Origin of the sequence: Pluralibacter gergoviae ATCC 33028 = NBRC 105706, from assembly GCF_001598855.1 — a bacterium.
In the GTDB taxonomy this organism is placed as follows: domain Bacteria; phylum Pseudomonadota; class Gammaproteobacteria; order Enterobacterales; family Enterobacteriaceae; genus Pluralibacter; species Pluralibacter gergoviae.
The window spans coordinates 19,644-44,464 of the sequence record NZ_BCZS01000016.1; the positions used below are offsets into that span (position 1 = coordinate 19,644).

Genomic DNA, 24,821 nt, shown 5'->3' on the forward strand with positions numbered 1-24,821 from the left:
AGAATCTATGAAGCCTCTACAGCAAGCATTTAGCCATCTGAAAGATCTGGATGAACCATTTTAATTTCCTCAATACGTCTTATCGCCATATTGGTCTGACAGCTCAGCACGATTAAACTGTAACCATCAACGCCTTCCCCTCCTGTGCTGGCCGACTTACAGTATTCCTCACGATACTTGTCCCATAGTGTTTGGCTACGAATAAATGACTCCTTCATTTCTTCGCGTTGTTTTTTTTGCCCCATCCACCACTGACTGTAATCGTAACTCGATATTTCCTTCAATTTATTTTGATACTCCTGGTTTAACTCATTTTCAGTTTTCTTGCTCACTGAACTTAAACATTCACTATCAATACTCCCATTTTTTTTGACGCATAGTTCAATATCTTTATTTCTAACGATACTGTTCGATATTGAATCTGCATAGGCATTGATAACTATTGCAGGACAAGCTAAAAAAAATACGATTTGTGCAAAAAGTTTACTCATTTGCTTAAACTCCTTATCCTAATATCATTTCTGCGGCTGTCGGCACTTAAAATAGGATCATTTTTCAGATAATCAATAATTTTATTTTTACTCCCACCACTCGCCATTATTTTTACCATCTCTGGCGCTGTCCTGTTTCCTTGATAAATTGTATCGACAAAAACATCTCGTATTACTTTATCCAGTTTAGACCATGTAAGTGGTTCGTGAATACGACGTGAATTTCGTGAGTATACACCTTTCGCGTAATCAAGCTTTTCTCTGTATACAATTTCAAAAAGCCTTATTTGTTGATCGTGCGTAATTTCACCAACAAGAGGCCCATAAACTTTCACAAACTGCCCGGCTTGACAACCTTTAAGATGCGATGCCTTTGAGCATAGAACTGCTTTATACTCTTCAATACCTGCCAATCGGAGTGTTGCATATATTTCGCCCGCACTGCGATTTCCCATATCGTATCCACGCCCCAGGGTGACGCCGGATGAAAATTTAGGTGGCCAATGCAGTATCCGTGAAAAGCTCGGATAGCTTTGCTGCCTGAAAGGTTCTACTGCAGTGATATAATCAATACCTTCAGAATCAAAAGTTACCTGCCCCTCCCTTACACGGAGAGAGCCTGAAGTATGCTTTGGTCTCCAGTGGGGAGTATATGCATTTTCCAGGGCATCCATAAATGCGCTATCGACTGGATGAACAATCCCGGTTGGAGAGAGTATCAGCAGGCGTTGATACCAGATAATAGCCTGTTCGGTTTCCGGATTACACACGCCATTAACCGCCACAGTTCTACCAGTAGAAATCTGATATCCAGCGCCGTTTATCATTTTCTGTATTGTTTTAACGTCATCAGGGTTGTTGGAGCCACAATTTCCTACTGACCCTTTTATTCTGTATATCCGTGGATTATGATGTGGCATATATCCTCTATTTCCTTATTTTTCCAACTTCAATGTCATAATTTTGTCATTTTTTCTTTAAGCGGACAACTAAAATAGATCAGCCCCGCTACCAAGAAAACTCCCGATCGTGTAATCAGAAGTTTAGCATGAAGCACTTATCGTTATGAAAATGCGGGTTCGGATCATTGGTAGAAGTTCGGCTACACGTTCCTGATCATCCTCCCCCTAATGCAACCACCGCCATTAGAATATTCTTAATACTTCTTTATTTATCACTCACATCAAGGATGTTCCATCTGCATTGCTGTGGTTAACGCGGAAATTAGCATGATGTAAAATTGCACGAATCCTGAGATTCTGGACGCACTGGGCTTGGGCGTAACTGCAAATATCGCATTACTGATATATACGTGGAGTCTATGCAAAAAGATCTGGTGTTCGCTGACGGCGACGCAGTTCCGTCATTTTATGGGTACTCGGTGGGATGATGCTCATCGTCACTGCCAGGCAAATACTTTTATGGCCTGTAAGTGACACGACAGAAAGCAGATAGGTGTTTAATAGGTGGCAAAAGCGCTAATCTCAGCCAAAATGCCCGGCGGCGCTGCGCTTGCCGGGCCGACATGAAGGCTGCAATACGTTTAAAAACGGGTATTTGTAGGCCGGTGCAAGCGAAGCGCCGCCCGGCAAAAGGGCAACGCCGCCCCTAATGAAGCGGCACGCCCTTAATCAAAGCTTCGCCGCCGCCTCCGCCACGGCCGCCTTGGCCCCTTTCTCCAGCAGCGCGCGGTAAGCCTCAGTCACCCGCTCAACAAAGCGCGCATCCTGCGGCAGTTCCTTGCCAAAAATCGCCTCAATGCCCAGCAGCGCCTTCACGCGGGCGTCGCCCTGCTCGCTGCCCTGCACTGCCGCCTGGATGGTGCTCAGCAGCGGGTCGGCGATTTCAATTGCCTTGCCCTGCTCGTCGACGCCGTCAACGTAGCGCATCCAGCCGGCAACGCCGAGGGCCAGCAGCGGGAAGTCGCTGCCGTGGGCCAGGTGCCAGCGCACGGAATCGAGCATCCGCTGCGGCAGCTTCTGGCTGCCGTCCATGGCGATCTGCCAGGTGCGGTGGCGCAGAGCCGGATTGCTGTAGCGGTCGATCAGCAGGTCGGCGTAGCGGGCGAGATCGACGCCCTTTACCTTCAGGGTCGGCGCCTGCTCGTTGAGCATCAGCGCGCGGGCGGCGCGGCGGTAGTTGTCGTCAGCCATGCAGTCGTTGATGTGCGGGTAGCCCGCCAGATAGCCGAGGTAGGCAAGGAAGGAGTGGCTGCCGTTGAGCATACGCAGCTTCATCTCTTCGAACGGGATGACGTCGGCCACCAGCTCGGCGCCCGCTTTTTCCCACGCGGGGCGGCCGGCGACGAAGCTGTCTTCGATAACCCACTGGCGGAACGGTTCGCAGGCAACGCCCGCCGGGTCGCGCACGCCGGTGATGGATTCAATTTTGTCGAGCGTCTCGGCGGTAACCGCCGGGACGATGCGGTCAACCATGGTTGACGGGAAGGTGACGTTGTCGGCGATCCACGCCGCCAGTTCGGCGTCGAGCGCGGTGGCGTAAGCGGTGACGACGTTGCGCATCACGTGGCCGTTTTCCGGCATGTTGTCGCAGGACATCACGGTAAATGCCGGCAGCCCTGCGGCCTTACGGCGGGCCAGGGCTTCAACGATAACGCCAACGGCAGAGGTGGGCTGATGCGGGTTCTGCAGATCGGCAACGATCATCGGGTGCGCCATGTTCAGCCTGCCGGTGGCCGGTTCGTGGCAGTAGCCTTTTTCGGTGATGGTCAGGGAAACAATGGCCACCTGCGGTTCGCACATTTTCGCCAGCACGGCCTCCAGGCCGTCAACCTGGGCGTGCAGCGCGTCGGTGACGACGCCAACCACGCGGGCGATCCACGCGTCGGCGGACATTTCAGCGACGGTATAGAGGTTGTCCTGCTGCTTAAGATCGGCGATCTGCTGTTCGCCGCCGATCAGGTTAACTTCGGTATAGCCCCAGTCGCTGCCGTGCTCAGCGGCCAGAATATCGGTGAATACCGCCTGGTGGGCGCGGTGGAATGCGCCAAACCCGAGGTGTACGATGCGGGACTGGAGTTTAGTGCGGTCGTAGTTCGGAAGAGTGGCCTTAGCCGTTAACAGCGTGTTTTGCATTTTATTGGACTCGCTAAAGGGGACATTCATTGCCATACAAGAATACTCGCCGGGCGGGCAGAGATATTGATGTATGTTAATTTTTGGCTGATTGGTATGACATGAATTGAAAGTTGTGTGACACCCTTCCGGTGTCACACATTCAGGCAGGTTAGCTGTACTGCGCGGCGCGGCGGCTTTCGGCCGCCGTCTGCGGTTCCGCGGCGTCCTGCGGCAGGCTCAGATCGCGGTCGCACACTTCCGGCATGGCGATAGCGGAGATCAGGCCAATTAGCGAGTAGGCGATCATCATGGCGGCAATCGGCCACCAGCTGTCGGTCATGTTGCAGAAGATCCCCGCCAGCACCGGGCCGAAGCCGACGGCAATCAGACCGCCCATCTCTTTCGAGATGGCCATGCGGGTGAAGCGGTTGCGGGAGCCGAACATCTCCGCCATGGTGATGTTTTCCAGCGCAAACAGGCCCAGTACGCCGACGTTGTGGATAATGATGATCGACGCCATGATGGTGCCGACGCTGTAGCCGGTATCAACGATCAGCGACAGCATCGGCCAGGCCAGCAGGGCTGCCGAAATGCTGATAATGATGTACGGCAGGCGGCGGCCATATTTATCCGACAGCCAGCCGAGCAGCGGAATGGTCAGGAAGCCGAGAATGGAGCTTATCATCAGCGCATCGGTCGGGATCGCCTTGTCGAACAGCAGCGTCTGCACCAGGTAGCCGGCGAGGAAGGTCTGGATCAGCCCCGAGTTGCCCGCCTGGCCGAAGCGCAGGCCGGTGGCCAGCCAGAAGGATTTGCTGCGGAACATCGCCCCCAGTGAGTTCTCTTCTGCCATAGCGGCCGCCGCCGCGCCCTCTTCTTTATCGCTCACTTTCTCAAAGACCGGGCTCTCCTTGAGGTTCATACGCAGCCAGATGGCGAAGAGCATCACCACGACGCTGGCGAGGAACGGCACGCGCCAGCCCCAGGCGATCAGCGATTCGCGGTCGAGGGCGAAGAACATGATTGCCCAGATAGCGGTGGCGCTCAGGGTGCCGCAGTTGGTGCCCATCGCCACCAGTGACGAAATAATGCCGCGTTTACCTTTCGGGGCGTACTCGGCGAGCATGGTGCCCGCGCCGGAGATCTCCGCCCCGGCGCCCAGGCCCTGCACGATGCGCAGGGTGACCAGCAGCACCGGCGCAAAGATGCCGATCTGCGCGTAGGTCGGCAGAACGCCGATAAGCGTGGTGCAGATGCCCATCATGGTGATGGTGATAAACAGCACCCGCTTGCGGCCGATGCTGTCGCCCATCTTGCCGAAGAACCAGGCCCCGACGATGCGCGCGATATAGCCCGCGCCGTAGGTGCCCATCGCCAGGATCAGCGCCATCGCCGCCGACTGCTCCGGGAAGAAGATTTCGTGAAACACCAGCGCCGCGCCGAGGGAGTAGAGCTGAAAATCCATGAACTCAAGGGCAGTACCCAGCCAGCCGGACACCGCAGCACGCACCAAATCCTTGGTGCTGCGCTCGGGTTGTTGTTGCGTCATATCCATATCCTTTCTCTGTAGGTAAGAGGCGTATTGTTATTTTTCAAACGTCAGCAGCACCTTGCAGCACTGCTTCTGGTCTTTCTCAAACAGGGTTATGGCTTCTTCAACCCGCCGATAGTCGAAGGTATGGGTCACCAGCTTGTCGGGGTCGATAAGCCCCCTCTCCAGCCAGTCGATCACCACGGGGAACTTGCGGGCGTTGAGGCGCGAAGAGTAGAGGGTCAGCTCTTTGCCGGTAATGCCCTGCTGCACTACCTGCGACGGTTCGCTGGAGAAGCCCATCAGCAGAATGCGCCCCGCGGGCGAAGCAACGCTGACCGCCTCCTGCAGAATCGACGGGTGGCAGGCGGCATCGACGATAAGCGTCGGGCGAATGCCCTTCTCGTCAAGGAGCGCCTGAACCGGCGTATCGGCATTGTTAAAGGCCAGGTCGGCCCCGCAGCGCTCGGCCATCGCCAGCCGCTCATTGATGCGGTCCACCACAATGACCTGCTTCACGCCGTAAACGCCCTTCAGTGCCTGGACGGTCACCAGGCCCATCGGCCCCGAGCCGTAGATCAGCGCGATATCGTCGGCGGTGGGTTGCAGGTGCCCGGTAACGTTGGCGGCGATGGTGAAGGGTTCGACCATCACCGCGTGGCGGTCTTCGATGCTGTCGGGGATCGGCCAGGCGTTAGCTTCCGGCGCGGTGGCGTATTCGCTGAACCCGCCGTCGCGGTGGACGCCGAGCACCACAAGCGAGGTGCAGACATTGGGCCGGCCGATGGAGCACGGATAGCAGTGGCCGCAGCTGATCACCGGATCGACGCTGACCCGCTGGCCAATCCGCTCCGGGCTGACGCCCTCGCCCACGGCGTCAATGACGCCGAAAAACTCATGGCCGATGACTCGCGGGTATCTGGCGAAAGGGTTGTGTCCGCGGTAGATGTGGCTGTCGGAACCGCAGATCCCCGCCAGCCTGACCTTCACCCGCACCTCACCCTTCGCGGGCGCCGGAAGCGGCCGCTCTTCAATGACCAGCTGATTGGGCTGCTGTATAACAATGCTTTTCATGACGCCGTTATCCTTACATCACGTTATTGATGCGGGGACTTTAGCGTCACGCCATCTACCATACAAGTATATGAAGGCGGAAAGTCTTAACAGATCACAAAAATAGTTAACAGGGCGGGTAAAGTTTCACGGGGATGGATTCAGCCGGGCGCAGCGCGCCCGGCCAGGGAGTTTACGCGATCCGCGACTTAACAATAAACAGATAGCAGAGCGCGCCGGTAAAGGTTACCGCCGCCGCGATGGTCAGGGCGAGGTTAAAGGAGCCGGTGGTGTCCACTACCCAGCCGGTGACGATGGGCGCGAAGGAGGCAAACACGAAGCTGCCGAAGTTCTGGATCGCCGCCACCGACGCGACCTTGCCTTCGGAGACCATCACCTGTACCAGCCCCCAGGCGGAGGTGCCGGCAAAGTGGACGCAGAACAGCGCCATCGAAATAAAGGCCACCGCCTGCACCGGCGTGGTGGACTGCACCACCAGCAGGGTGCCCAGCGCGGAGAGCATCAGACCGGCGACAATGGCCGCTTTGCGGGTCTTCGCCAGGTCGTAGCCCCTGCGCGCCAGGGCATCAACCAGCGCGCCGTTGACCCACATGCCCACCGCCGCCGCCAGAAACGGGATCGCCGCAACCCAGCCGGTTTTGGCGAGGCTGAAGCCCTGCTGCGCCTGCAGATAGCCGGGAAGCCAGGCGATATAGAGCCAGCCGGTGTAGTTCACGCCGGAGAAACCGAGGATCATGCCCCAGGTGGTGCGCTGCTTAAACAGCGCCAGCCATTCGCCGAAGGCGAGCCGGGGGCGAGCCGTTTTCGGCGCCGAGAGATAGCGCTGCTCATCATCGCTGAGGGCAAACTGCGCCCGGTTCCGGTACCAGGCAAACCAGCACAGGCCCACTACGATACCCGCCAGGCCGATGACCACAAACATGGTGCGCCAGCCCCACGCCAGCTGCATCACCACCAGCGCCGGCGGCGCAATGGCCTGGCCGATGACCGTCGAGGAGTTAAAAACGCCCAGCGCCGTGCCGCGCGCTTTTTCGGCGTACCAGTCGTTGATCGACTTCACCCCGGCGGGCATAAACGGCGCCTCGCCGATCCCAAGGCCGATGCGCAGCCAGATAAAGTGGCTGAAGGAGTTCACCACCCCGGTCAGGGCCTGCATCGCCGACCAGAAGATCAGTCCCGCCCCGAGCACAACGCGCGGCCCGAAGCGGTCGAGCAGGATCCCGGCGGGCAGCTGAGAAAGGCCGTAAGAGAGGGAGAACGCCGACAGCAGGACGCCAAATTCCGTCGCCGAGAGCCCCAGTTCGCCGCGAATGGCTTCGCCGGCGACGCTTAACGAAGAGCGGTCGAGAAAGTTGACGATCCCGGCGATAAACAGCAGCGTCAGGGTGATCGTCTGCACCCTGCGGATGCGCGCCGATTTGTGCAGAGGCGCGTCCGCGATTGCGTCAGTTGCCATAAAAGACTCCAGAGTCAGGATGTGATGGATGTGTCACTTCACTATAAAACTGGAGTACTACCATACAAGAGCGCGCTACGAGAATAGCATCAGCGATCACACTTTTATAACATTACGGTTCAGGCGCGCCCCCAGCCGGCGGCGATGATCAGCATCCCGCACAGCGCCACCGCAGCCCCGCCCCAGTCATAAACCGTCAGCCGTTCGCCGTCGACCACGCGCAGCCACAGCAGCGCGGTGCAGACATAGACGCCGCCGTAGGCGGCATAGACCCTGCCGCTGGCGGCGGGGTGCAGGGTGAGCAGCCAGACAAACAGCATCAGCGCCGCGGCGGCGGGGATCAGCAGCCAGGCGGACGCGCCGCGCTTGAGCCACAGCCAGGGCAAATAGCAGCCGATAATCTCGCACAGGGCGGTGGCAAAGAATAACGCACTCATTTTCAGCATCGGATAACAATTAAGGTTAAGAACGGGCAAGTGTCTCAGGATAAATTAATCTTATCTGTGGGACTATCGTTGTTTACCACTGACTGGAGCGCAAACAATGAGCATCGACAGAATGGCGCAGGTCGTACTCAGGCGCCAGGGAATCGGCGTCAGGGAAAGAGTGGTTCGCTTTCGCGGCGCGACCCTGATTTTTCGCTATAACCGCGAAGGCTACGACGTGCTGAACAACGGCGAATGGGTGCATTTCGTCAAAACCCAGGACATCAACGAGGCCGTCCGCCTCTACAAGACGTCGTTTAGCGCCTGATTTACGCCGCGTTGAGGGCCGCCGGGCAATAATACCGGCGCCGGGTACTCCCGCTGAGAGAGTTGTAGTAGACTTCTCAGCCGGGTCTACCGTATTAACTACCCAAAAGGAAACAGCTATGAAAGTAACCCTGAGCAAACGCGTCTGCCTGACGGCAATGCTGGTGCTGGGTGCTGCCGTATACACTGCGGGCGCATCCGCCCAGTCCGACCGGCTGGTTATCGAGTCCGGCGACAGCGCGCAGAGCAGGCAAAATGCTGCAATGGATAAGGAACAGTGGAACGACACCCGTTCGCTTCGTAATAAGGTGAATACTCGCGTCGAAAAAGAGTGGGACAAGGCCGATACCGCCTTTGATACCCGCGATAAATGCGACAAGAGCGCCAATATGAACGCCTACTGGGAACCGAACACCCTGCGCTGCCTCGACCGCCGCACCGGCAGGCCGCTGATCCCGTAAAACACCTCGGGGCGCCAACCGGCGCCCTGCTTTTATAAAAAACAGGACATAACATGGCAGACGCTTATACCGTCAGGCTGCGCCCGCTTGAGCGCGAGGATCTGCGCTTCGTTCACCAGCTCGACAATAACGCCAGCGTAATGCGCTACTGGTTTGAGGAGCCCTACGAGGCCTTCGTCGAACTTTCCGATCTCTACGATAAGCACATTCACGATCAGAGCGAACGCCGCTTCGTTATCGAGTGCGACGGCGGCAGCGCCGGGCTGGTGGAGCTGGTCGAAATCAACCACGTCCACCGCCGGGCGGAGTTCCAGATTATCATCTCCCCGGAGTATCAGGGCAAAGGCCTGGCCACCCGGGCCGCGCTGCTGGCGATGGACTACGGCTTTACGGTACTCAACCTCTATAAACTCTATCTGATCGTCGATAAAGAGAACGTCAAGGCGATGCACATCTACCGCAAACTCGGCTTTCAGGTCGAGGGCGAGCTTATCCACGAGTTCTTTATCAACGGCGAGTACCGCAACACCATCCGCATGTGCCTGTTCCAGCACCAGTATCTGGAACAGCACAAGACCGGCGGCCACACGCTGCTGAAGCCGACGGCTCAGTAGTAGTCGATGTTGTTTTTAATGGTGTAGCGCTGGCTCAGCGCCGGCGTAACGCTGTCGTCCTCGACCTGCAGCTCGCAGCTGACCGGGTTATCGTGACGGTCATAGTCGCAGGCCTGGGTCACCTTGCCGACCACCTTGCCGTTAAGGGAGGTGGTCCCTACGTAGTCCAGCTTTTTGCGGGCATCCTTTGACGGCGTCGAGTAAACCTCAAGCTTATCGCCCCCGGCCACCGACGTTTTGCCCAGCGGATAGCCTTCGGCGTCGTAGCGGTAGTCTATCTGCAGCGCTTTGCCGCGCGCCGCGACGATAAAGCCGCCGTCGTTGGTTTCCCACTTCAGGCCGATGCTCTCAATCCCCGCCAGCTGGCACTTGCCCTGCAGCAGGATGCGCTTCTCCTGGCTGTTGGCGTCGATATAGTAGTTGGCGTCGAGCAGCAGCGTGGCCCCGGTGTTGTTCTCCACGTCGTGCAGATCGAGCAGGTCGAAGCAGCCCTCTTCCGAGAGGCGGGCGCTGACCCGCTTAGTCACTTCGCCCTTTTCGTTGATCAGCGTCTGGCTGAAGTCCTTCACCGGCCCGCGCAGCGGGTCGAAATCGAACTCGTTCGAGAAGCTGGCCATTTCAGGCGTATAGGCGACCGGTCGGCTATTATCGTCGCAGGCGCTCAGCAGCAGCGCTGCCGGCAGCAGGCAAAACAGGCTCTTCATCCTCATCCCTTCAATAAAGATTTTTCTCAATCATAGGGCAAACTCAGTGGGTTATTCTAATTCTGTTATGCTTTTTACTGTCAATGGATGCTAAGGAGACGCTTATGAACAAGATGCCGTGGCTGTTTGCCCTGCCGATCGCGATCGCCGTACCGGCCCTTGCCGCCCCGGAGTCCTGTGAGCGGGTGAAGGATCAGATTTCGCAGAAGATTGTCAATAACGGCCTGCCGGAGTCCGGGTTTACGCTGGATATCGTCCCCGGCGACCAGACCGACCGCGCGGGCGCCCAGGTGGTAGGCCACTGCGCTAACGACACCTATAAAATTCTCTACGTCCGCGGAAGCGACGATCAATAAGTCTGCCCTAAGCGCGGGATATCCTCTCCGGCTTGACCGGAGATAATATCCCGCTACTCCGATTGAAGTAACCTCCTCGCCCGTCAGTAGTAGATAACAACAATGATGGAGTGAGCGATGTCCGAACATGAACACCCCGGCGGGATCAGCCGCCGCACCCTGATAAAATCCTCTGCCGCCGGCTCGCTGGCCCTCGCCGCTGCCGGTATTTCGCTGCCCTTTGCCGTGAAAAGCGCCGCCGCTGCCGTGCAGGACGCCGTCCAGCCTGCGGATAACGTGGTCTGGGGCGCCTGCTCCGTCAACTGCGGCAGCCGCTGCGCCCTGCGCCTGCACGTGCGCGATGATTCCGTGTACTGGGTTGAGACCGACAATACCGGCGAGGACCATTACGGCAACCACCAGGTGCGCGCCTGCCTGCGCGGCCGCTCTATTCGCCGCCGCATTAACCACCCGGAGCGCCTCAACTACCCGATGAAGCGCGTCGGCAAGCGCGGCGAAGGTAAATTCGAGCGCATCAGCTGGGACGAGGCGCTCGACATGCTGGCCGATCGGCTGAAAAAGACCGTCAGCCAATACGGTAATGAAGCGGTGTACATCAACTACACCTCCGGCATCGTCGGCGGCAACATTACCCGCTCGTCGCCGTCGGCTTCGCTGGTGCGCCGCCTGATGAACTGCTACGGCGGCTCGCTGAATCAGTACGGCACCTACAGCACGGCGCAAATCGCCTGCGCGATGCCCTACACCTACGGCAGCAACGACGGCAACAGCACCTCGGACATCGAAAACAGCAGGCTGGTGGTGATGTTCGGCAACAACCCGGCGGAAACCCGCATGAGCGGCGGCGGCATCACTTACTACCTGGAGCAGGCGCGCGAACGCTCTAACGCGCGGATGATCGTCATTGACCCGCGCTACACCGATACCGCCGCCGGCCGCGAAGATGAGTGGGTGCCGATCCGCCCCGGCACCGACGCCGCGCTGGTGGCGGGCATCGCCTGGGTACTGATTACCGAAAACCTCGTCGACCAGCCCTTCCTCGATAAATACTGCGTCGGCTACGACGAGAAGACCCTGCCGGCGGGCGCGCCGGCCAACGGCCACTACAAGGCCTGGATCCTCGGTCAGGGCGATGACGCCACGGCGAAAACGCCGCAGTGGGCGTCGCGCATTACCGGTATTCCAGCGGACAAAATTATCAAGCTGGCACGCGAAATCGGCACCGCCAAACCGGCCTACATCTGCCAGGGCTGGGGACCGCAGCGCCAGGCCAACGGCGAACTGAGCGCCCGCGCCATCGCCATGCTGCCGATCCTCACCGGCAACGTCGGCGTCAGCGGCGGCAACAGCGGCGCGCGCGAGTCCACCTATACGATTACCATCGAACGTATGCCGGTACTGGATAATCCGGTAAAAACGGCGATTTCCTGCTTCACCTGGACCGACGCCATCGAGCGCGGGCCGGAAATGACCGCCCTGCGCGACGGCGTGCGCGGCAAAGAGAAGCTGGACGTGCCCATCAAGTTCATCTGGAACTACGCCGGGAACACCATCATTAATCAGCACTCGGACATCAACCGCACTCACGAGATTCTGCAGGACGACAGCAAGTGCGAAACCATCGTGGTGATCGAGAACTTTATGACCTCCTCGGCGAAGTACGCCGACCTGCTGCTGCCGGACCTGATGACCGTCGAGCAGGAGGACATCATCCCCAACGACTACGCGGGCAACATGGGCTATCTGATTTTTATCCAGCCCGCCTCGGCGGCGACGTCCACCAGCGCTTTACCGAAGGGCGCAGCCAGGCCGAGTGGCTGCAGTACCTGTACGCCAAAATGCGCGCCAGAGACCCTGAACTGCCGACCTACGAACAGCTTAAGGCGATGGGCATCTACAAGCGTAAAGATCCCAACGGCCACTTCGTCGCCTATAAGGCATTCCGCGACGATCCGCAGGCTAACCCGCTGAAAACGCCGTCGGGGAAAATCGAGATCTACTCGGCCCGTCTGGCGGAAATCGCCGCCAGCTGGCAGCTTGAGAGCAGCGACACCATCAGCCCGCTGCCGGTGTACGCCTCCACCTTTGAAGGCTGGGACGATGCGCTGCGCGAAAAATTCCCCCTGCAGCTGTTCGGCTTCCACTATAAGGCGCGGACCCACTCCAGCTACGGCAACGTTGACGTACTGCAGGCCGCCTGCCGCCAGGAGGTGTGGATCAACCCGCTGGACGCGCAGCGCCGGGGCATCGCCAACGGCGACACGGTGCGAGTGTTCAACGGCCGCGGCGAGCTGCGCATCGCGGCGAAAGTCACGCCGCGCATCATGCCGGGCGTGACCGCCATGGGCCAGGGCGCGTGGCACGATGCCGCCATGGACGGCGACCGCATTGACCGCGGCGCCTGCATTAACACCCTGACCACCCACCGCCCGTCGCCGCTGGCGAAAGGCAATCCTCAGCACACCAACCTGGTAGAAATCGAGAAAGTGTCATGACCGAGCAGCTTACCGACAGCGATATTATCCTCAGCGCCCGGGTGCTCGGCGCGCTGTTTGTCAATCCGCCGCAGAGCGCGGCGGCGGCCCCGCTGGCGGCGGCGTTTCAGGACGGCAGCTGGCAGGCGCAGTGGCCGTCTGCGCTGCCGTACCGCCCGCAGGTTGTCGCCGGGTTTCAGACCGCCGACGATGAGCCGCTGGCGGCGGCCTGGCAGCGCCTGTTCGTTGGCCCCTACGCGCTTCCCGCTCCGCCCTGGGGCTCGGTGTGGCTGGACCGGGAAAAGGTGCTGTTCGGCGATTCAACCCTCGCCCTGCGCCAGTGGCTGCGCGAGAGCGGTATCGCCTTCGACAGCGGGCAGAACGAGCCGGAGGATCATTTCGGCCTGCTGCTGCTGCTGAGCGCCTGGCTGCTGGAGAGCGGCCAGGCGGCGCGCTGGCAGGAGCTGCTGGCGTGGCATCTGCTGCCGTGGTGCGGCCACTTTTTGCGGCAGTTCACCGCCGGCGCCGGCCATCCCTTCTACCGCGCGCTCGGCCTGCTGGCGGAAGATACCCTCGCCGCCTGGAAGACCCGCCTGCTGATGCCGGTGGCGGAAAAGAAAATCTGGCCCTGATCGGGCCGTTAAAACAACTTAACTTAAATTTCAGTCACCTATAAACTCTTTATAGGTGACAACGTCACTTTTACTTCTGCAGTTTAAGAATATTCTTGTAAAAACCCCACCAGCCGTTATGACATAAGGCGTAACACCTTATTTACACCTCTTGACGTTGGTAACAAATTGTCCGCTGCGGTGGATCCCTCTCCCAACGCTTGCTATAGCTTTTAACACCCTGCCGGAATCAGGCATAACAACAGGCGGTTCTTTTTTTGCATGACCTTTTGCATGACCGCTATAACAAGCAATGACAGGGAGCACACTGCAATGCAACCATCACACTACTCTTTATTGACCCGCGCGCTGCTGTTTATCACCGCGATAGCCGCCGTCCTTGCCCTGCTCGCCTGGGGCATCGGTCTGGATACTCTCGCCGCCCGCAAAGTCGATCTCATCTATCTGGGTAAACAGCATCTGATGCTGGTGTTCAGCTCGATGTTCTTTGCCCTGCTGGTGGGCATCCCGAGCGGTATCCTGCTCAGCCGCCCGGCGGCGAAGGGCATCGCGGAATACGTGATGCAGATCTTTAACGTCGGCAACACCCTGCCGCCGCTGGCGGTCCTGGCGCTGGCCATGGTGATCGTCGGCATCGGCGATAAGCCGGCTATCGTGGCGCTGTTTCTCGCCTCGCTGCTGCCCATCGTGCGCAACACCTACGCCGGGCTGCGCTCGGTGCCGGACTCGCTGCTGGAGGCGGCGAACGGTATCGGCATGACCAAAACGCAGCGGCTGTGGCAGGTGGAGCTGCCGAACGCCTGGCCGGTAATGCTCTCCGGCATCCGCATCGCCACGGCGATCAACGTCGGCACCGCCCCGCTGGCATTTCTTATCGGCGCCAGCAGCTACGGCGAACTTATCTTCCCGGGAATTTACCTCAACGACTTCCCGACCCTGATCCTCGGCGCGGTGGCCACCGCCCTGTTCGCCCTGATCCTCGATACGCTGCTGGCGGGCCTCGGCCGCTGGCTCAGCCCGCACACCGCAGATTAATCACCGTCAGGAGGATGGAATGAGACGACTTACCCGTCTGTTTGTCGCCGCCGCCGCTGCGGCCCTGCTTGCCGGACAGGCACAGGCCGCGCCGCTGATTCTGGCGACCAAAAGCTTTACCGAACAGCATATTTTATCGGCGATGACCGTACAGTACCTGCGCAAGAAGGGTTTTCAGGTAGAACCGAAAACCAATATTGCGACAGTGATTTCCCGCAACGCCATGATTAACAAACAGGTTGATATGACCTGGGAGTACACCGGCACGTCGCTGATTATCTTTAACCACATCAAAGAGCGCATGACGCCCGAGCAGACCTACGAGACGGTGAAAAAGCTGGATGCTAAGCACGATCTGGTCTGGCTTAAGCCAGCGGATATGAACAACACCTACGCTTTCGCCATGCAGCGCAAGCGCGCCGAGGCGGAGCACATCAACACCATGTCGGAAATGGTGGCCAAAGTCGAACATATTCGCCGGACCGATCCGAAGCACAACTGGATGCTCGGTCTTGACCTGGAGTTTGCCGGGCGCAGCGACGGCCTCAAGCCGTTCCAGCAGGCCTACAATATGCCGCTGGACCGCCCGCAGATCCGCCAGATGGACCCGGGTCTGGTGTACAACGCTATCCGCGACGGCTTCGTTGACGCCGGGCTTATCTACACTACCGACGGCCGGGTGAAAGGTTTCGACCTGAAGGTGCTGGAGGACGACAAGGGCTTCTTCCCGAGCTACGCGGTGACGCCGGTAGTGCGCAAAGATACGCTGGAGGCCAATCCCGGCCTGGAAGAGGCGCTGGACACCCTCTCCGGCTTGTTAAATAACGACGTTATCGCCGAGCTGAACAAGCGCGTCGATATCGATCATCAGACGCCCCAGCAGGTCGCCCGCGACTTTCTGCGCAGCAAGCATCTGCTATAAGGAGAGCCCGTGGATACGATTCACTACATGATTGATAACTGGAGTTATCTGGCCACCCTCACCTGGCAGCACCTGTGGCTGGTGCTGCTGGCCGTCGGCCTGGCGATTGTTATCGGCGTACCGCTCGGCGTAATTATCGTGCGCCACAAGTGGCTGGCGACGCCGGTGCTGGGCCTGACCACGCTGCTGCTGACGGTGCCGTCTATCGCCCTGTTTGGCCTGATGATCCCGCTGTTCTCGCTGATCGGTCAGGGTATCGGCGCCCTGCCGGCGATCACCGCCGTGTTTCTCTACTCGCTGCTGCCCATCGTGCGCAATACCTTTATCGCGCTCGATAGCCTGCCGCCCGGCCTGCGCGAGGCGGGACGCGGGATCGGCATGACCTTCTGGCAGCGCCTGCGCTGGGTGGAAATCCCGATGGCGCTGCCGGTGATTTTCGGCGGCGTGCGCACCGCCGTGGTGATGAACATCGGCGTGATGGCGATCGCGGCGGTGATCGGCGCCGGCGGTCTCGGCCTGCTGCTGCTTAACGGCATCGGCGGCAGCGATATTCGCCTGCTGATTGCCGGCGCGCTAATGATTTGTCTGCTGGCTATTGTGCTCGACGCGCTGCTGCACCGCCTGCAGATTATCCTGACACCTAAGGGGATCCGATAATGATAAAACTGGAAAATCTGACCAAACAATTTACGCAAAAAAACGGCCAGACTTTTAACGCCGTGGACAACGTCAGCCTGACCGTCCCCGAGGGCGAGATGTGCGTCCTGCTGGGGCCGTCGGGCTGCGGTAAGACCACCACGCTGAAGATGATTAACCGCCTGATCCCGGCGTCCGGCGGCAAAATTCTGATTAACGGCGAAGACACCAGCGGGATGGATACCGTGACGCTGCGCCGCAACATTGGCTACGTCATCCAGCAGATCGGCCTGTTCCCGAACATGACCATCGAAGAGAACATTACCGTCGTGCCGCGCATGCTCGGCTGGGACAAGGCGCGTTGCAAGCGCCGGGCCGAAGAGCTGATGGATATGGTGGCCCTGGATCCGAAGAAGTTTCTTCACCGCTACCCGAAAGAGATGTCCGGCGGCCAGCAGCAGCGCATCGGCGTGATCCGCGCCCTGGCGGCGGATCCGCCGGTGCTGCTGATGGATGAGCCGTTTGGCGCGGTGGACCCGATTAACCGCGAGGTGATCCAGAACCAGTTCCTCGATATGCAGCGCAAGCTGAAGAAAACGGTGATGCTGGTCAGCCACGATATTGACGAGGCGCTGAAGCTCGGGGACCGCATTGCGGTGTTCCGCCAGGGGCGCATCGTCCAGTGCGCCAGCCCCGACGAACTGCTGGCGAAACCGGCCAACGAATTCGTCGGCTCGTTTGTCGGCCAGGACCGCACCCTTAAGCGCCTGCTGCTGGTGACCGCCGGCGACGTGACCGATCGGCAGCCGACCATTACCGTCAGGCGTGATACGCCCCTGCGGGAAGCCTTCGCCACCATGGACGATAACGATATCCGCGCCATCACCGTGGTGGACGGCGACGGCAAGCCGCTGGGCTACGTTAAGCGCCGGGAAGCCCGCGACGCCACCGGCAGCTGCGACGATCTGCTGCACCCGTTCCGCATCACCGGCAAGGCCGAGGATAACCTGCGCGTGGTGCTCTCCCGGCTGTATGAGAGCAACACCAGCTGGATGCCGATTGTCGATGAGGATGGACGCTATAACGGCGAGATCTCGCAGGACTATATCGCCGACTATCTCAGCTCCGGCCGCACCCGCCGGGCGCTGAATATTCACGCGTCGGAGTAACGCCCTCCTTTGCGTCTGCCGCCGGCCTGGCGGCAGACGCGGGAACAATGACCCGCATCATTTCTCCATCCGCGCATTATGTATAATATCTGCATTCTTTTGCAGAACAGCGGCTTCCATGCATCGTATTCACGCCTCTCCCGATCTACAGACCCTGTTTCGGCGACTGTTCATCGCCACCCTTATCGGCGTCCTCGCCGCGCTGGCGGTCGCGCTTTTCCGCCACGCCATGTACTCTCTGGAGTGGCTTCTGCTGGGCGACGACAGTCGTAGCCTGGTCAACGCCGCTGCATGCCTGCCCTGGTGGCGGCGGGCGCTCACGCCCGCGCTGGGCGGCCTTGCCGCCGGAGCCCTGCTCTGGGGCTGGCAGCGCTACACCCGCCAGCGCCCCCACGCGCCAACGGACTATATGGAGGCGCTGGAGACCGAAGAAGGCAGGTTCGATTATCCGGCAAGCCTGGTAAAATCCGCCGCCTCACTGCTGGTGGTCGCCAGCGGCAGCGCCATCGGCCGCGAAGGGGCGATGATTCTGCTGGCCTCCCTTGCCGCCGCCCTTTTTGCCCGGCGCTTTGCGCCGGCGTCAGAGTGCAAGCAGTGGATCGCCTGCGGAGCCGCCGCCGGGATGGCCAGCGCCTATCATGCCCCCCTCGCCGGCAGCCTGTTTATCGCCGAAATCCTCTTCGGTTTCCTGATGCTGGCCTCGCTGGGCCCGGTCGTGGTGGCTGCTGTGGTGTCGCTGCTGGTGACGCAGTTGCTCAGCGGCGACACCGCGCCGCTGTACAGCGTGCACTTAAGCGCCGCGCCCGACGCCCGCGATTACGCGCTGATGCTGTTAACCGGCCTGCTGGCGGGCCTGTGCGGCCCGGCGCTTATCTGGCTGATGGCGGGCAGTCACGCTCTCTTTTTACGGCTCAGGCTCTCGCCGCCGCTGCAGCTGGCGCTGGGAGGCGCGATCGTCGGCGGCCTGTCCATTATCACGCCGACGGTGTGGGGCAACGGCTACAGCGTTGTGCAGCACTCTCTGCTGGCACCGCCGCTGTTTAGCCTGATTGCGGGGGTATTTATCTGTAAACTTCTGGCAGTGCTGGCCAGCAGCGGTTCGGGCGCGCCGGGCGGCGTATTTACGCCGACGCTGTTTCTGGGGATGGCGACGGGTATGCTGTTTGCCCGCATCTGGGGCATCTGGCTGCCCGGCGGCGATGCGATGGTTCTGCTGATGGGGCTGACCGGAATGGCGACACTGCTCGCGGCAACGACGCATGCGCCAATCATGTCAACGCTCATGATCTGTGAGATGACCGGACAGTATGCGCTGCTGCCCGGACTGCTTATTGCCTGCGTCGTGGCGTCAGCGCTGTCGCAGACGCTGCGCAGCGACTCAATTTACCGGCAGCACATCGCGGAGCGCCGCTAGATTAATATAGCGGCTCAGCTCGCGCTGTTCGGCGCGCGGCAGATAGGGAAGCTCGCCCACCAGCGGGCACGGCAGCTTTTTACTGAGAACGTCGATAATTTCGGCGTAGTGGGCAAGGCCGGGATTAATGCGGTTCGCCACCCAGCCCACCAGCGGCAGGCCGTCGCTGGCAATGGCCTGCGAGGTCAGCAGGGCGTGGTTAATGCACCCTTCCTGAATGCCGACCACCAGCACGACCGGCAGGCGCTCCTGCACCACCCACTCCGACAGCGGGCGCATGTCGTTCATCAGGCTCCGCCAGCCGCCGGTGCCTTCAACCACCACGTGCTCTACCTGACCTTCCAGCGCGGCAAGGCCTGCCGACAGCAAGGTATAATCAACGGGGCTGCTGTGGGCCACGCTGCTCTCCTCTTCGCTGAGCGCGATAGGATTGACGGCGCTGTAGGGCAGCTCAATGCTGGCGACGCTTTGCAGCACCAGCGCGTCTTTATTACGCAGTCCTTCCGGCGTCTCTTTACTGCCTTTAGCCACCGGCTTGTAGCCCGCCACGCTTCTGCCTTCGGCGGACAGCGCCTGCAGCATCGCGCGCGACACCACCGTCTTACCTACCGAGGTATCCGTTCCCGTAATAAAAAAACGCTTAAGCATGACTGACTCCAAATTTGCCGCAAAGAACATTAACTAGTGTGATTATCCCGAGCGTCAGAATTTTACGCGATGAACTGAATAGCCAGCTTGAGGTAGCGCAATTTTTACGTTAGCAATGAAAATTTGTTAACCCTGTAACAGTCTGATCAGCAGCGATCCGTTATAGAGGGCATCCTTTACCAGCGCCGCGCCGGTCATCGTGCCGCGGTTAAGGAACTGGGTTTTCTCGACCACGATGTGCCGGCTGTAGGCGGGAAGCGACTGCTGATTGATGCAGGCGCTGATGGCGGGAAAGAGAATATCGGCGGCCTGGGTAAACGGCGAGCCGATCAGGATTTTTTGCGGATTGAATAAATTCACCATGATCGCCAGGATGCGCCCGACGTGATCGCCGACGCTGCTGATGATATCCCGCGCCAGCAGATCGCCCTTCAGCGCCGCCTCGCACAGCCACTCGACCGTCAGCGGCTGCTGGTGCAGCATCGAACTCATCGACTGCTTCATGCGCAGCTGCGTCAGCGCCAGCACGCTCTCCACGCTGGCGATGGTTTCCAGGCAGCCGTGGTTGCCGCAGTAGCAGCGCTTGCCGTAGGGATCGACCTGAGTATGGCCGATTTCCACCAGACTGCTGCTGCCCGCGTGCAGCAGGCGCCCGTCGGTGATAACCCCGGCGCCGACGTTGTGGTCAATCACCACCTGAATCACGTCGCGCGCGCCGCGGGAGGCGCCAAACATCGCCTCGGTCATGGTCCAGGCACTGATATCGTGCTGCAGATAGACCGGTACGCCGGTGCGCGAGGCCAGCGTTTCGCCCAGCGGCACGTCGACGACGTCGTCATAGAACGGCATGCGGTGGATGGTGCCGCGCTCGGTGTCAATAATGCCCGGCAGCGTGATGGCAATCGCGGTGAGGCGCTCCAGCCGATGCTGGTGGCGAATAAAGAACGCATCAATCATGCCGATGATGCGCTGCAGAAAAGGCGTCTCGTCCTCAAGCGCCAGCGGCAGCTGCTCTTCGACCACCAGCTTGCTGCTGAGGTCGCGCAGGGCGAGATTGATCTCTCCCCGGCTGATGCGCAGCGACAGGTAGTGCCAGGCATCGGTCTCCACCATCAGCCCCACCGCCGGTCGCCCCCGGCTGCCCGGCTCCTGGATCTCCGTTTCCTGAACCAGGTGCGCCTCGAGCATTTCGCGCACGATTTTGGTAATACTGGCGGGGGCCAGCTGGGCAAGTCGGGAAAGATCGATGCGAGAAATGGGCCCCAGCTGATCGATGAGCCGATAAACCGCGCCGGCATTGGTCTGTTTGATCTGATCGATATGTCCTGGCTGGCTCTCTGCTCCCACTGCGGGCTCCCTTTATTTTCGCGCTTCGAAATAAACTTCCCTATGGTGAAGCACTTCGTTATAAATCGTCAAACTTTTACTTAGGCTTGTGATTTACTGCACAATTTTTCCCGATTTTCATTCGAAAATATCGACGGTTGCCGCCAGCAGCAGCTGTTCGCGAAAGCGCAGCGCCGCCTGGCTCAGCTCGTGATGTTTCGACCACACCAGCCACATTTCTGACACCGCCTCTTTGTCGGCAATCGGCAGCCAGCGGACCTCGTTGAGCTGCACGCGCATAAAAGAGGCCGGCAGAATCGAAATGCCCAGCCCCGCCGAAACGAGGCCGAGAATGGTCATCGCCTCGCCCACCTCCTGGGCGATGACGGGCGTGCCGTGGGGCCGCAGCAGCCCCAGGATATCGTCATACAGTCCGGTCCCGCCGTGGGGATCGAAAAAAACCAGCGGTTCGGCCACCAGTTCGCCGAGGGTGACCGAGGCCCGCTCCGCCAGCGGATGATCGCGGTGCACGGTGGCCAGCAGCGGTTCATGGCGGATCACCCTGTGCATCAGCGTTTCGGGCAGCGCGGTTTTGCGCATCAGGCCCAAATCAAGGCGCCCCTCGCTCAGCGGGGCTATCTGTTCGCGGGTGCTGCTCTCCAGGGTGTGGATATGCACATCGGGATACTGGCGGCGAAAACGTGACAGGGTCACAGAAACTGCGCGAATAAAGGGCGCCGAGGAGGTAAAACCGAGCCGCAGTTCGCCGGTTTCCCCCTGGTGCAGGCGCGCCGCCCGCGCCGCCGCCTCTTCGACGCGGGCAAGGATCTGCCGGCTGTCGATAAGGAACTGCTCTCCGGCCGGGGTCAGACTGACGCTGCGGTTGGTGCGGGCGAAGAGGCGCGCCCCGACCTGCTGTTCGAGGATCTGGATCTGCTGGCTCAGCGGCGGCTGCGAGATGCTGAGCCGGGCGGCGGCGCGGCCGAAATGCAGCTCCTCGGCAACCGCAATAAAGTAGCGCAGATGGCGAAGTTCGATATTCATATTTTTAAAGTATCATTTAAGATTAGTAATATATTAGACAGAATAATGGCCTTCACATAGGCTAATTATGTGACCCATGTTTTATTTTTCAGCCAAGGACCCTACCGTGAGTCGTACTACCACCGTTGACAACGTGCCGACAGCAGACGTCAGCGATACAGAGACATCCCCCGTCGGACGCTCCGGCGTTCAGCCTTTTATCAAACGCGGTACTCCTCAGTTTATACGCGTCACCCTGGCGCTCTTTACGGCGGGGCTGGCGACCTTCGCCCTGCTCTACTGCGTTCAGCCGATACTGCCGGTCCTCTCCCACGAGTTCGGGGTTTCGCCCGCCAGCGCCAGTATCTCGCTCTCTATCGCTACCGGCATGCTGGCGGTGGGCCTGCTGTTCACCGGTCCGCTGTCGGATGCGATTGGCCGCAAGCAGGTGATGGTCACGGCGCTGCTGCTGGCCTCCTGCTGCACGCTGCTGTCGACCATGATGACCAGCTGGCACGGCATCCTGATTATGCGCGCGCTAACAGGCCTGTCGCTGAGCGGCGTGGCGGCGGTGGGCATGACCTACCTGAGCGAGGAGATCCACCCGAGCTTTGTCGCTTTTTCAATGGGCCTCTACATCAGCGGCAACTCGATCGGCGGCATGAGCGGACGCCTGCTCTCCGGGGTGTTCACCGACTTCTTCGGCTGGCGCGCGGCGGTGGCGGTCATCGGCTTTTTCGCCCTCGCCGCCGCGCTGATGTTCTGGCGCATTTTGCCGGAATCGAAGCACTTCCGCGCCGCCTCCCTGCGGCCAAAATCGCTGTTTATCAACTTCCGCATCCACTGGCGCGATCGCGGTCTGCCGCTGCTGTTCGCCGAAGGCTTTCTGCTGATGGGCGCCTTCGTGACGCTGTTTAACTACATTGGCTACCGGCTGATGCTCTCGCCGTGGCATCTGAGCCAGGCGGTGGTAGGCCTGCTCTCCGTCGCCTACCTCACCGGCACCTGGAGTTCACCGAAGGCGGGTATCCTCAGCCAGCGCTACGGCCGCGGCCCGGTGATGCTGATGTTTACCGGCGTCATGCTGCTCGGTCTGCTGATGACGCTGTTCTCTTCGCTGTGGCTGATTTTTGCCGGCATGCTGCTGTTCTCAGCGGGCTTCTTTGCGGCCCACTCGGTCGCCAGCAGCTGGATAGGCCCCCGCGCCCGCCGCGCGCGCGGCCAGGCGTCGTCGCTCTATCTGTTCAGCTACTACCTCGGCTCAAGTGTTGCCGGGACGCTGGGCGGCGTCTTCTGGCACCAGTGGGGCTGGAACGGCGTCGGCGGCTTTATCGCCGCCCTGCTGCTGCTGGCGCTCCTCACCGGACGCGCGCTGCACTTCCGCCTGCGCTAAGTCTCCTCCTGCGGCCCGTCGCTGAGACGGGCCAATCGCCTTCCTCGCCGTCTCGTGGTACAACAACCGTCAGCCACTTTCCTCATTTAACCGGGATAATGTTCTATGGAAAAACACGCCTACCCGCAGCTGGTCCGCACCTTTCAACGCCTGTCGCGCTTTTCGCACCTCTCCGCCATCGCCGGCTGGGACATGGCCACCATGATGCCGCCGGGCGGCAGCCGCGCCCGCGGCGAAGCGCTGGCGGAGCTTGGGGTGCTGCAACATCAGCTGCTGACCGATAAAAAGGTCGGCGCGTGGATCGAGGCCGCACAGCAGGAAGACCTCAGCGAAGACGAGCGCGCCAACCTGCGCGAGATGCGGCGCGCCTACGATCAGGCCGCCCTGCTGCCGGAAAGCCTGGTGGAAGCCAAATCGCTGGCCGGTAACCGCTGCGAACACGCCTGGCGCAGCCAGCGTAAAAATAACGACTGGCAGGGTTTTGCGCCGAATCTGAAGGAAGTGGTCAGACTCAGCCGGGAAGAAGCGGCGATCCGCGCCGAAGCCAAAGGCTGTTCGCGCTACGACGCGCTGCTGGATATCTACGAGCCGGGGATGACCGGCGCCCGCCTCGACGTGCTGTTCGCCGATCTGAAACGCTGGCTGCCCTCCCTGCTGCAGGAGGTGGTCGATAAGCAGGCCTCGCGCCCCTGTCTCGACCCGCAGGGTCCGTTCCCGACCGAGAAGCAGCGCGATCTCGGGCTGCACGCCATGGGCCTGCTCGGCTTTGATTTCGATCGCGGCCGCCTCGACATCAGCGCCCATCCCTTCTGCGGCGGCGTGCCCGAAGATGTGCGCATCACCACCCGCTATAACGAAGACGACGTGCTGAGCGCCCTGTTCGGCGTGATCCACGAAACCGGCCACGCCCGCTACGAGCAGAACCTGCCCCCGCAGTGGGCCGGACAGCCGGTTGGCCACGCCCGCTCGATGGGCGTCCACGAATCCCAGAGCCTGTTCTTTGAGATGCAGCTCGGCCGTAGCCCGGCGTTTCTGCAGCACCTGCTGCCCGCCATCCGCCAGCGCTTCGGCGACCAGCCGGCGTTCACCCTCGACAACTTCGTTGCCTGGAGCCAGCGCGTCAAGCCGGGCTACATCCGCGTCGATGCCGATGAAGTGAGCTATCCGGCGCACGTCATCCTGCGCTATGAGATTGAGCGGGCGCTGATCGACGGCGATATTGAGGTGGAGGATATCCCCGGCCTGTGGGATGAGAAGATGCAGCAGTATCTCGGCCTCTCGACCGCCGGAAATTATCAGAACGGCTGTATGCAGGATATCCACTGGACCGACGGCGGCTTCGGCTACTTCCCGTCGTACACGCTGGGCGCCATGTACGCCGCCCAGCTGTTCAGCGCCGCCCGCCGGGCGTTGCCCGATCTCGACGCCCATCTGAACGCCGGGAACTTCAGCCCGCTGTTCAACTGGCTGAGGCAGAATATCTGGCAGCACGGCAGCCGCTTCACCACCGCCGAACTGCTGACCATGGCCACCGGCGAGGAGCTCAACAGCGATTATTTCCGTCAGCATTTGACGGCGCGCTATTTATAACTTGCTTGCGTCAGCGGATCTGGCCCATATCGGCCAGATCCGC

23 protein-coding genes and 1 pseudogene are annotated in these 24,821 nt (G+C 60.2%); 13 read left to right on the forward strand and 11 right to left on the reverse strand.

The annotated features are described in order from the left end of the window. Positions 1 to 29 precede the first annotated feature (29 nt). The 7 genes from ENGE1_RS16125 to ENGE1_RS16150 form a co-directional block, all read right to left on the reverse strand. On the reverse strand, positions 30 to 491 hold the full coding sequence (locus ENGE1_RS16125; protein ID WP_043083880.1) for a lysozyme inhibitor LprI family protein: 462 nt from the start codon (positions 489 to 491) through the stop codon (positions 30 to 32). After that, positions 488 to 1,411 (reverse strand): peptidoglycan-binding protein, encoded by a 924-nt coding sequence (locus ENGE1_RS27075; RefSeq protein ID WP_072065308.1) that lies wholly within the window; start codon positions 1,409 to 1,411, stop codon positions 488 to 490. Before ENGE1_RS27075 ends, ENGE1_RS16125 begins: the two co-directional genes overlap by 4 nt. Before the next feature lie 711 nt (positions 1,412 to 2,122). Continuing rightward, entirely contained in the window at positions 2,123 to 3,586 is a 1,464-nt protein-coding gene (locus ENGE1_RS16130; protein WP_048254293.1) for a mannitol dehydrogenase family protein, read from the reverse strand. A 151-nt stretch (positions 3,587 to 3,737) separates the two neighbouring features. Next, positions 3,738 to 5,117: an MFS transporter gene (locus ENGE1_RS16135; RefSeq protein WP_048254292.1), complete on the reverse strand. Its 1,380-nt coding sequence runs from the start codon at positions 5,115 to 5,117 to the stop codon at positions 3,738 to 3,740. A 36-nt stretch (positions 5,118 to 5,153) separates the two neighbouring features. Then, positions 5,154 to 6,173 carry a Zn-dependent oxidoreductase gene (locus ENGE1_RS16140; protein ID WP_048254290.1) on the reverse strand — a complete coding sequence of 340 codons (1,020 nt, stop codon included), beginning with the start codon at positions 6,171 to 6,173 and terminating at the stop codon, positions 5,154 to 5,156. A gap of 172 nt (positions 6,174 to 6,345) precedes the next feature. After that, positions 6,346 to 7,629, reverse strand: coding sequence for an MFS transporter (locus ENGE1_RS16145; RefSeq protein WP_045288499.1), 1,284 nt, complete (start codon positions 7,627 to 7,629; stop codon positions 6,346 to 6,348). A gap of 119 nt (positions 7,630 to 7,748) precedes the next feature. Next, complete coding sequence (locus tag ENGE1_RS16150; RefSeq protein WP_043083867.1) at positions 7,749 to 8,075, reverse strand: YnfA family protein; 327 nt, start codon at positions 8,073 to 8,075, stop codon at positions 7,749 to 7,751. A 97-nt stretch (positions 8,076 to 8,172) separates the two neighbouring features. Between ENGE1_RS16150 and ENGE1_RS16155 the strand changes: the two genes are divergently transcribed. The 3 genes from ENGE1_RS16155 (at position 8,173) to speG (ending at position 9,456) form a co-directional block, all read left to right on the forward strand. Beyond that, a complete protein-coding gene (locus tag ENGE1_RS16155; RefSeq protein WP_048254289.1) occupies positions 8,173 to 8,382 on the forward strand; it encodes a hypothetical protein in 210 nt (69 codons plus the stop codon). A 118-nt stretch (positions 8,383 to 8,500) separates the two neighbouring features. Next, a complete protein-coding gene (locus ENGE1_RS16160; protein ID WP_043083864.1) occupies positions 8,501 to 8,842 on the forward strand; it encodes a DUF1283 family protein in 342 nt (113 codons plus the stop codon). 53 nt (positions 8,843 to 8,895) lie between these two features. Then, entirely contained in the window at positions 8,896 to 9,456 is a 561-nt protein-coding gene (gene speG, locus ENGE1_RS16165) for a spermidine N1-acetyltransferase (protein WP_043083862.1), read from the forward strand. Here speG and ENGE1_RS16170 read toward each other — a convergent pair. After that, a complete protein-coding gene (locus tag ENGE1_RS16170) occupies positions 9,450 to 10,160 on the reverse strand; it encodes a YnfC family lipoprotein (RefSeq protein ID WP_048254287.1) in 711 nt (236 codons plus the stop codon). The genes speG and ENGE1_RS16170 overlap by 7 nt on opposite strands. A gap of 104 nt (positions 10,161 to 10,264) precedes the next feature. Between ENGE1_RS16170 and ENGE1_RS16175 the strand changes: the two genes are divergently transcribed. From ENGE1_RS16175 to clcB, 8 genes and pseudogenes are all read left to right on the forward strand, one after another. Continuing rightward, complete coding sequence (locus tag ENGE1_RS16175) at positions 10,265 to 10,516, forward strand: DUF1161 domain-containing protein (protein WP_043083859.1); 252 nt, start codon at positions 10,265 to 10,267, stop codon at positions 10,514 to 10,516. Between the two features lie 117 nt (positions 10,517 to 10,633). After that, positions 10,634 to 13,011: pseudogene (locus ENGE1_RS16180) on the forward strand (DmsA/YnfE/YnfF family dimethyl sulfoxide reductase). Beyond that, complete coding sequence (gene dmsD, locus ENGE1_RS16185) at positions 13,008 to 13,622, forward strand: Tat proofreading chaperone DmsD (RefSeq protein WP_048273234.1); 615 nt, start codon at positions 13,008 to 13,010, stop codon at positions 13,620 to 13,622. Before ENGE1_RS16180 ends, dmsD begins: the two are co-directional and overlap by 4 nt. A 312-nt stretch (positions 13,623 to 13,934) precedes the next feature. Beyond that, entirely contained in the window at positions 13,935 to 14,657 is a 723-nt protein-coding gene (gene osmY, locus ENGE1_RS16190) for an osmoprotectant ABC transporter permease OsmY (protein ID WP_048254282.1), read from the forward strand. 19 nt (positions 14,658 to 14,676) lie between these two features. Next, complete coding sequence (locus ENGE1_RS16195) at positions 14,677 to 15,579, forward strand: glycine betaine ABC transporter substrate-binding protein (protein ID WP_048254281.1); 903 nt, start codon at positions 14,677 to 14,679, stop codon at positions 15,577 to 15,579. A 9-nt stretch (positions 15,580 to 15,588) separates the two neighbouring features. Continuing rightward, positions 15,589 to 16,236 carry an osmoprotectant ABC transporter permease OsmW gene (gene osmW, locus ENGE1_RS16200; RefSeq protein ID WP_043083850.1) on the forward strand — a complete coding sequence of 216 codons (648 nt, stop codon included), beginning with the start codon at positions 15,589 to 15,591 and terminating at the stop codon, positions 16,234 to 16,236. Continuing rightward, complete coding sequence (gene osmV, locus ENGE1_RS16205; RefSeq protein ID WP_043083848.1) at positions 16,236 to 17,384, forward strand: osmoprotectant ABC transporter ATP-binding protein OsmV; 1,149 nt, start codon at positions 16,236 to 16,238, stop codon at positions 17,382 to 17,384. The genes osmW and osmV overlap by 1 nt, the downstream gene beginning before the upstream one ends. A gap of 118 nt (positions 17,385 to 17,502) precedes the next feature. Next, on the forward strand, positions 17,503 to 18,798 hold the full coding sequence (clcB, locus tag ENGE1_RS16210) for a voltage-gated ClC-type chloride channel ClcB (protein WP_048254280.1): 1,296 nt from the start codon (positions 17,503 to 17,505) through the stop codon (positions 18,796 to 18,798). Here clcB and bioD read toward each other — a convergent pair. The 3 genes from bioD to ENGE1_RS16225 all read right to left on the reverse strand — a co-directional run bounded on the left by bioD (position 18,763) and on the right by ENGE1_RS16225 (position 21,816). Then, positions 18,763 to 19,446 carry a dethiobiotin synthase gene (gene bioD, locus ENGE1_RS16215; RefSeq protein WP_043083844.1) on the reverse strand — a complete coding sequence of 228 codons (684 nt, stop codon included), beginning with the start codon at positions 19,444 to 19,446 and terminating at the stop codon, positions 18,763 to 18,765. The two genes, clcB and bioD, sit on opposite strands and share 36 nt — an antisense overlap. A gap of 126 nt (positions 19,447 to 19,572) precedes the next feature. After that, positions 19,573 to 20,793 carry a sugar metabolism global transcriptional regulator Mlc gene (mlc, locus tag ENGE1_RS16220; RefSeq protein WP_048254278.1) on the reverse strand — a complete coding sequence of 407 codons (1,221 nt, stop codon included), beginning with the start codon at positions 20,791 to 20,793 and terminating at the stop codon, positions 19,573 to 19,575. Positions 20,794 to 20,910: 117 nt separating this feature from the next. Further along, the gene (locus tag ENGE1_RS16225) at positions 20,911 to 21,816 is read right to left on the reverse strand and encodes a LysR family transcriptional regulator (RefSeq protein ID WP_043083842.1); all 906 of its coding nucleotides are present in this window, start codon (positions 21,814 to 21,816) and stop codon (positions 20,911 to 20,913) included. Between the two features lie 106 nt (positions 21,817 to 21,922). On the opposite strand from ENGE1_RS16225, the gene ENGE1_RS16230 reads away from it, so the two are divergent. Then, entirely contained in the window at positions 21,923 to 23,188 is a 1,266-nt protein-coding gene (locus ENGE1_RS16230; protein ID WP_048254276.1) for an MFS transporter, read from the forward strand. 105 nt (positions 23,189 to 23,293) lie between these two features. Continuing rightward, positions 23,294 to 24,778, forward strand: a complete 1,485-nt coding sequence (locus ENGE1_RS16235; protein ID WP_048254275.1) for a carboxypeptidase M32 — start codon at positions 23,294 to 23,296, stop codon at positions 24,776 to 24,778. The last annotated feature ends 43 nt before the right edge of the window (positions 24,779 to 24,821 follow it).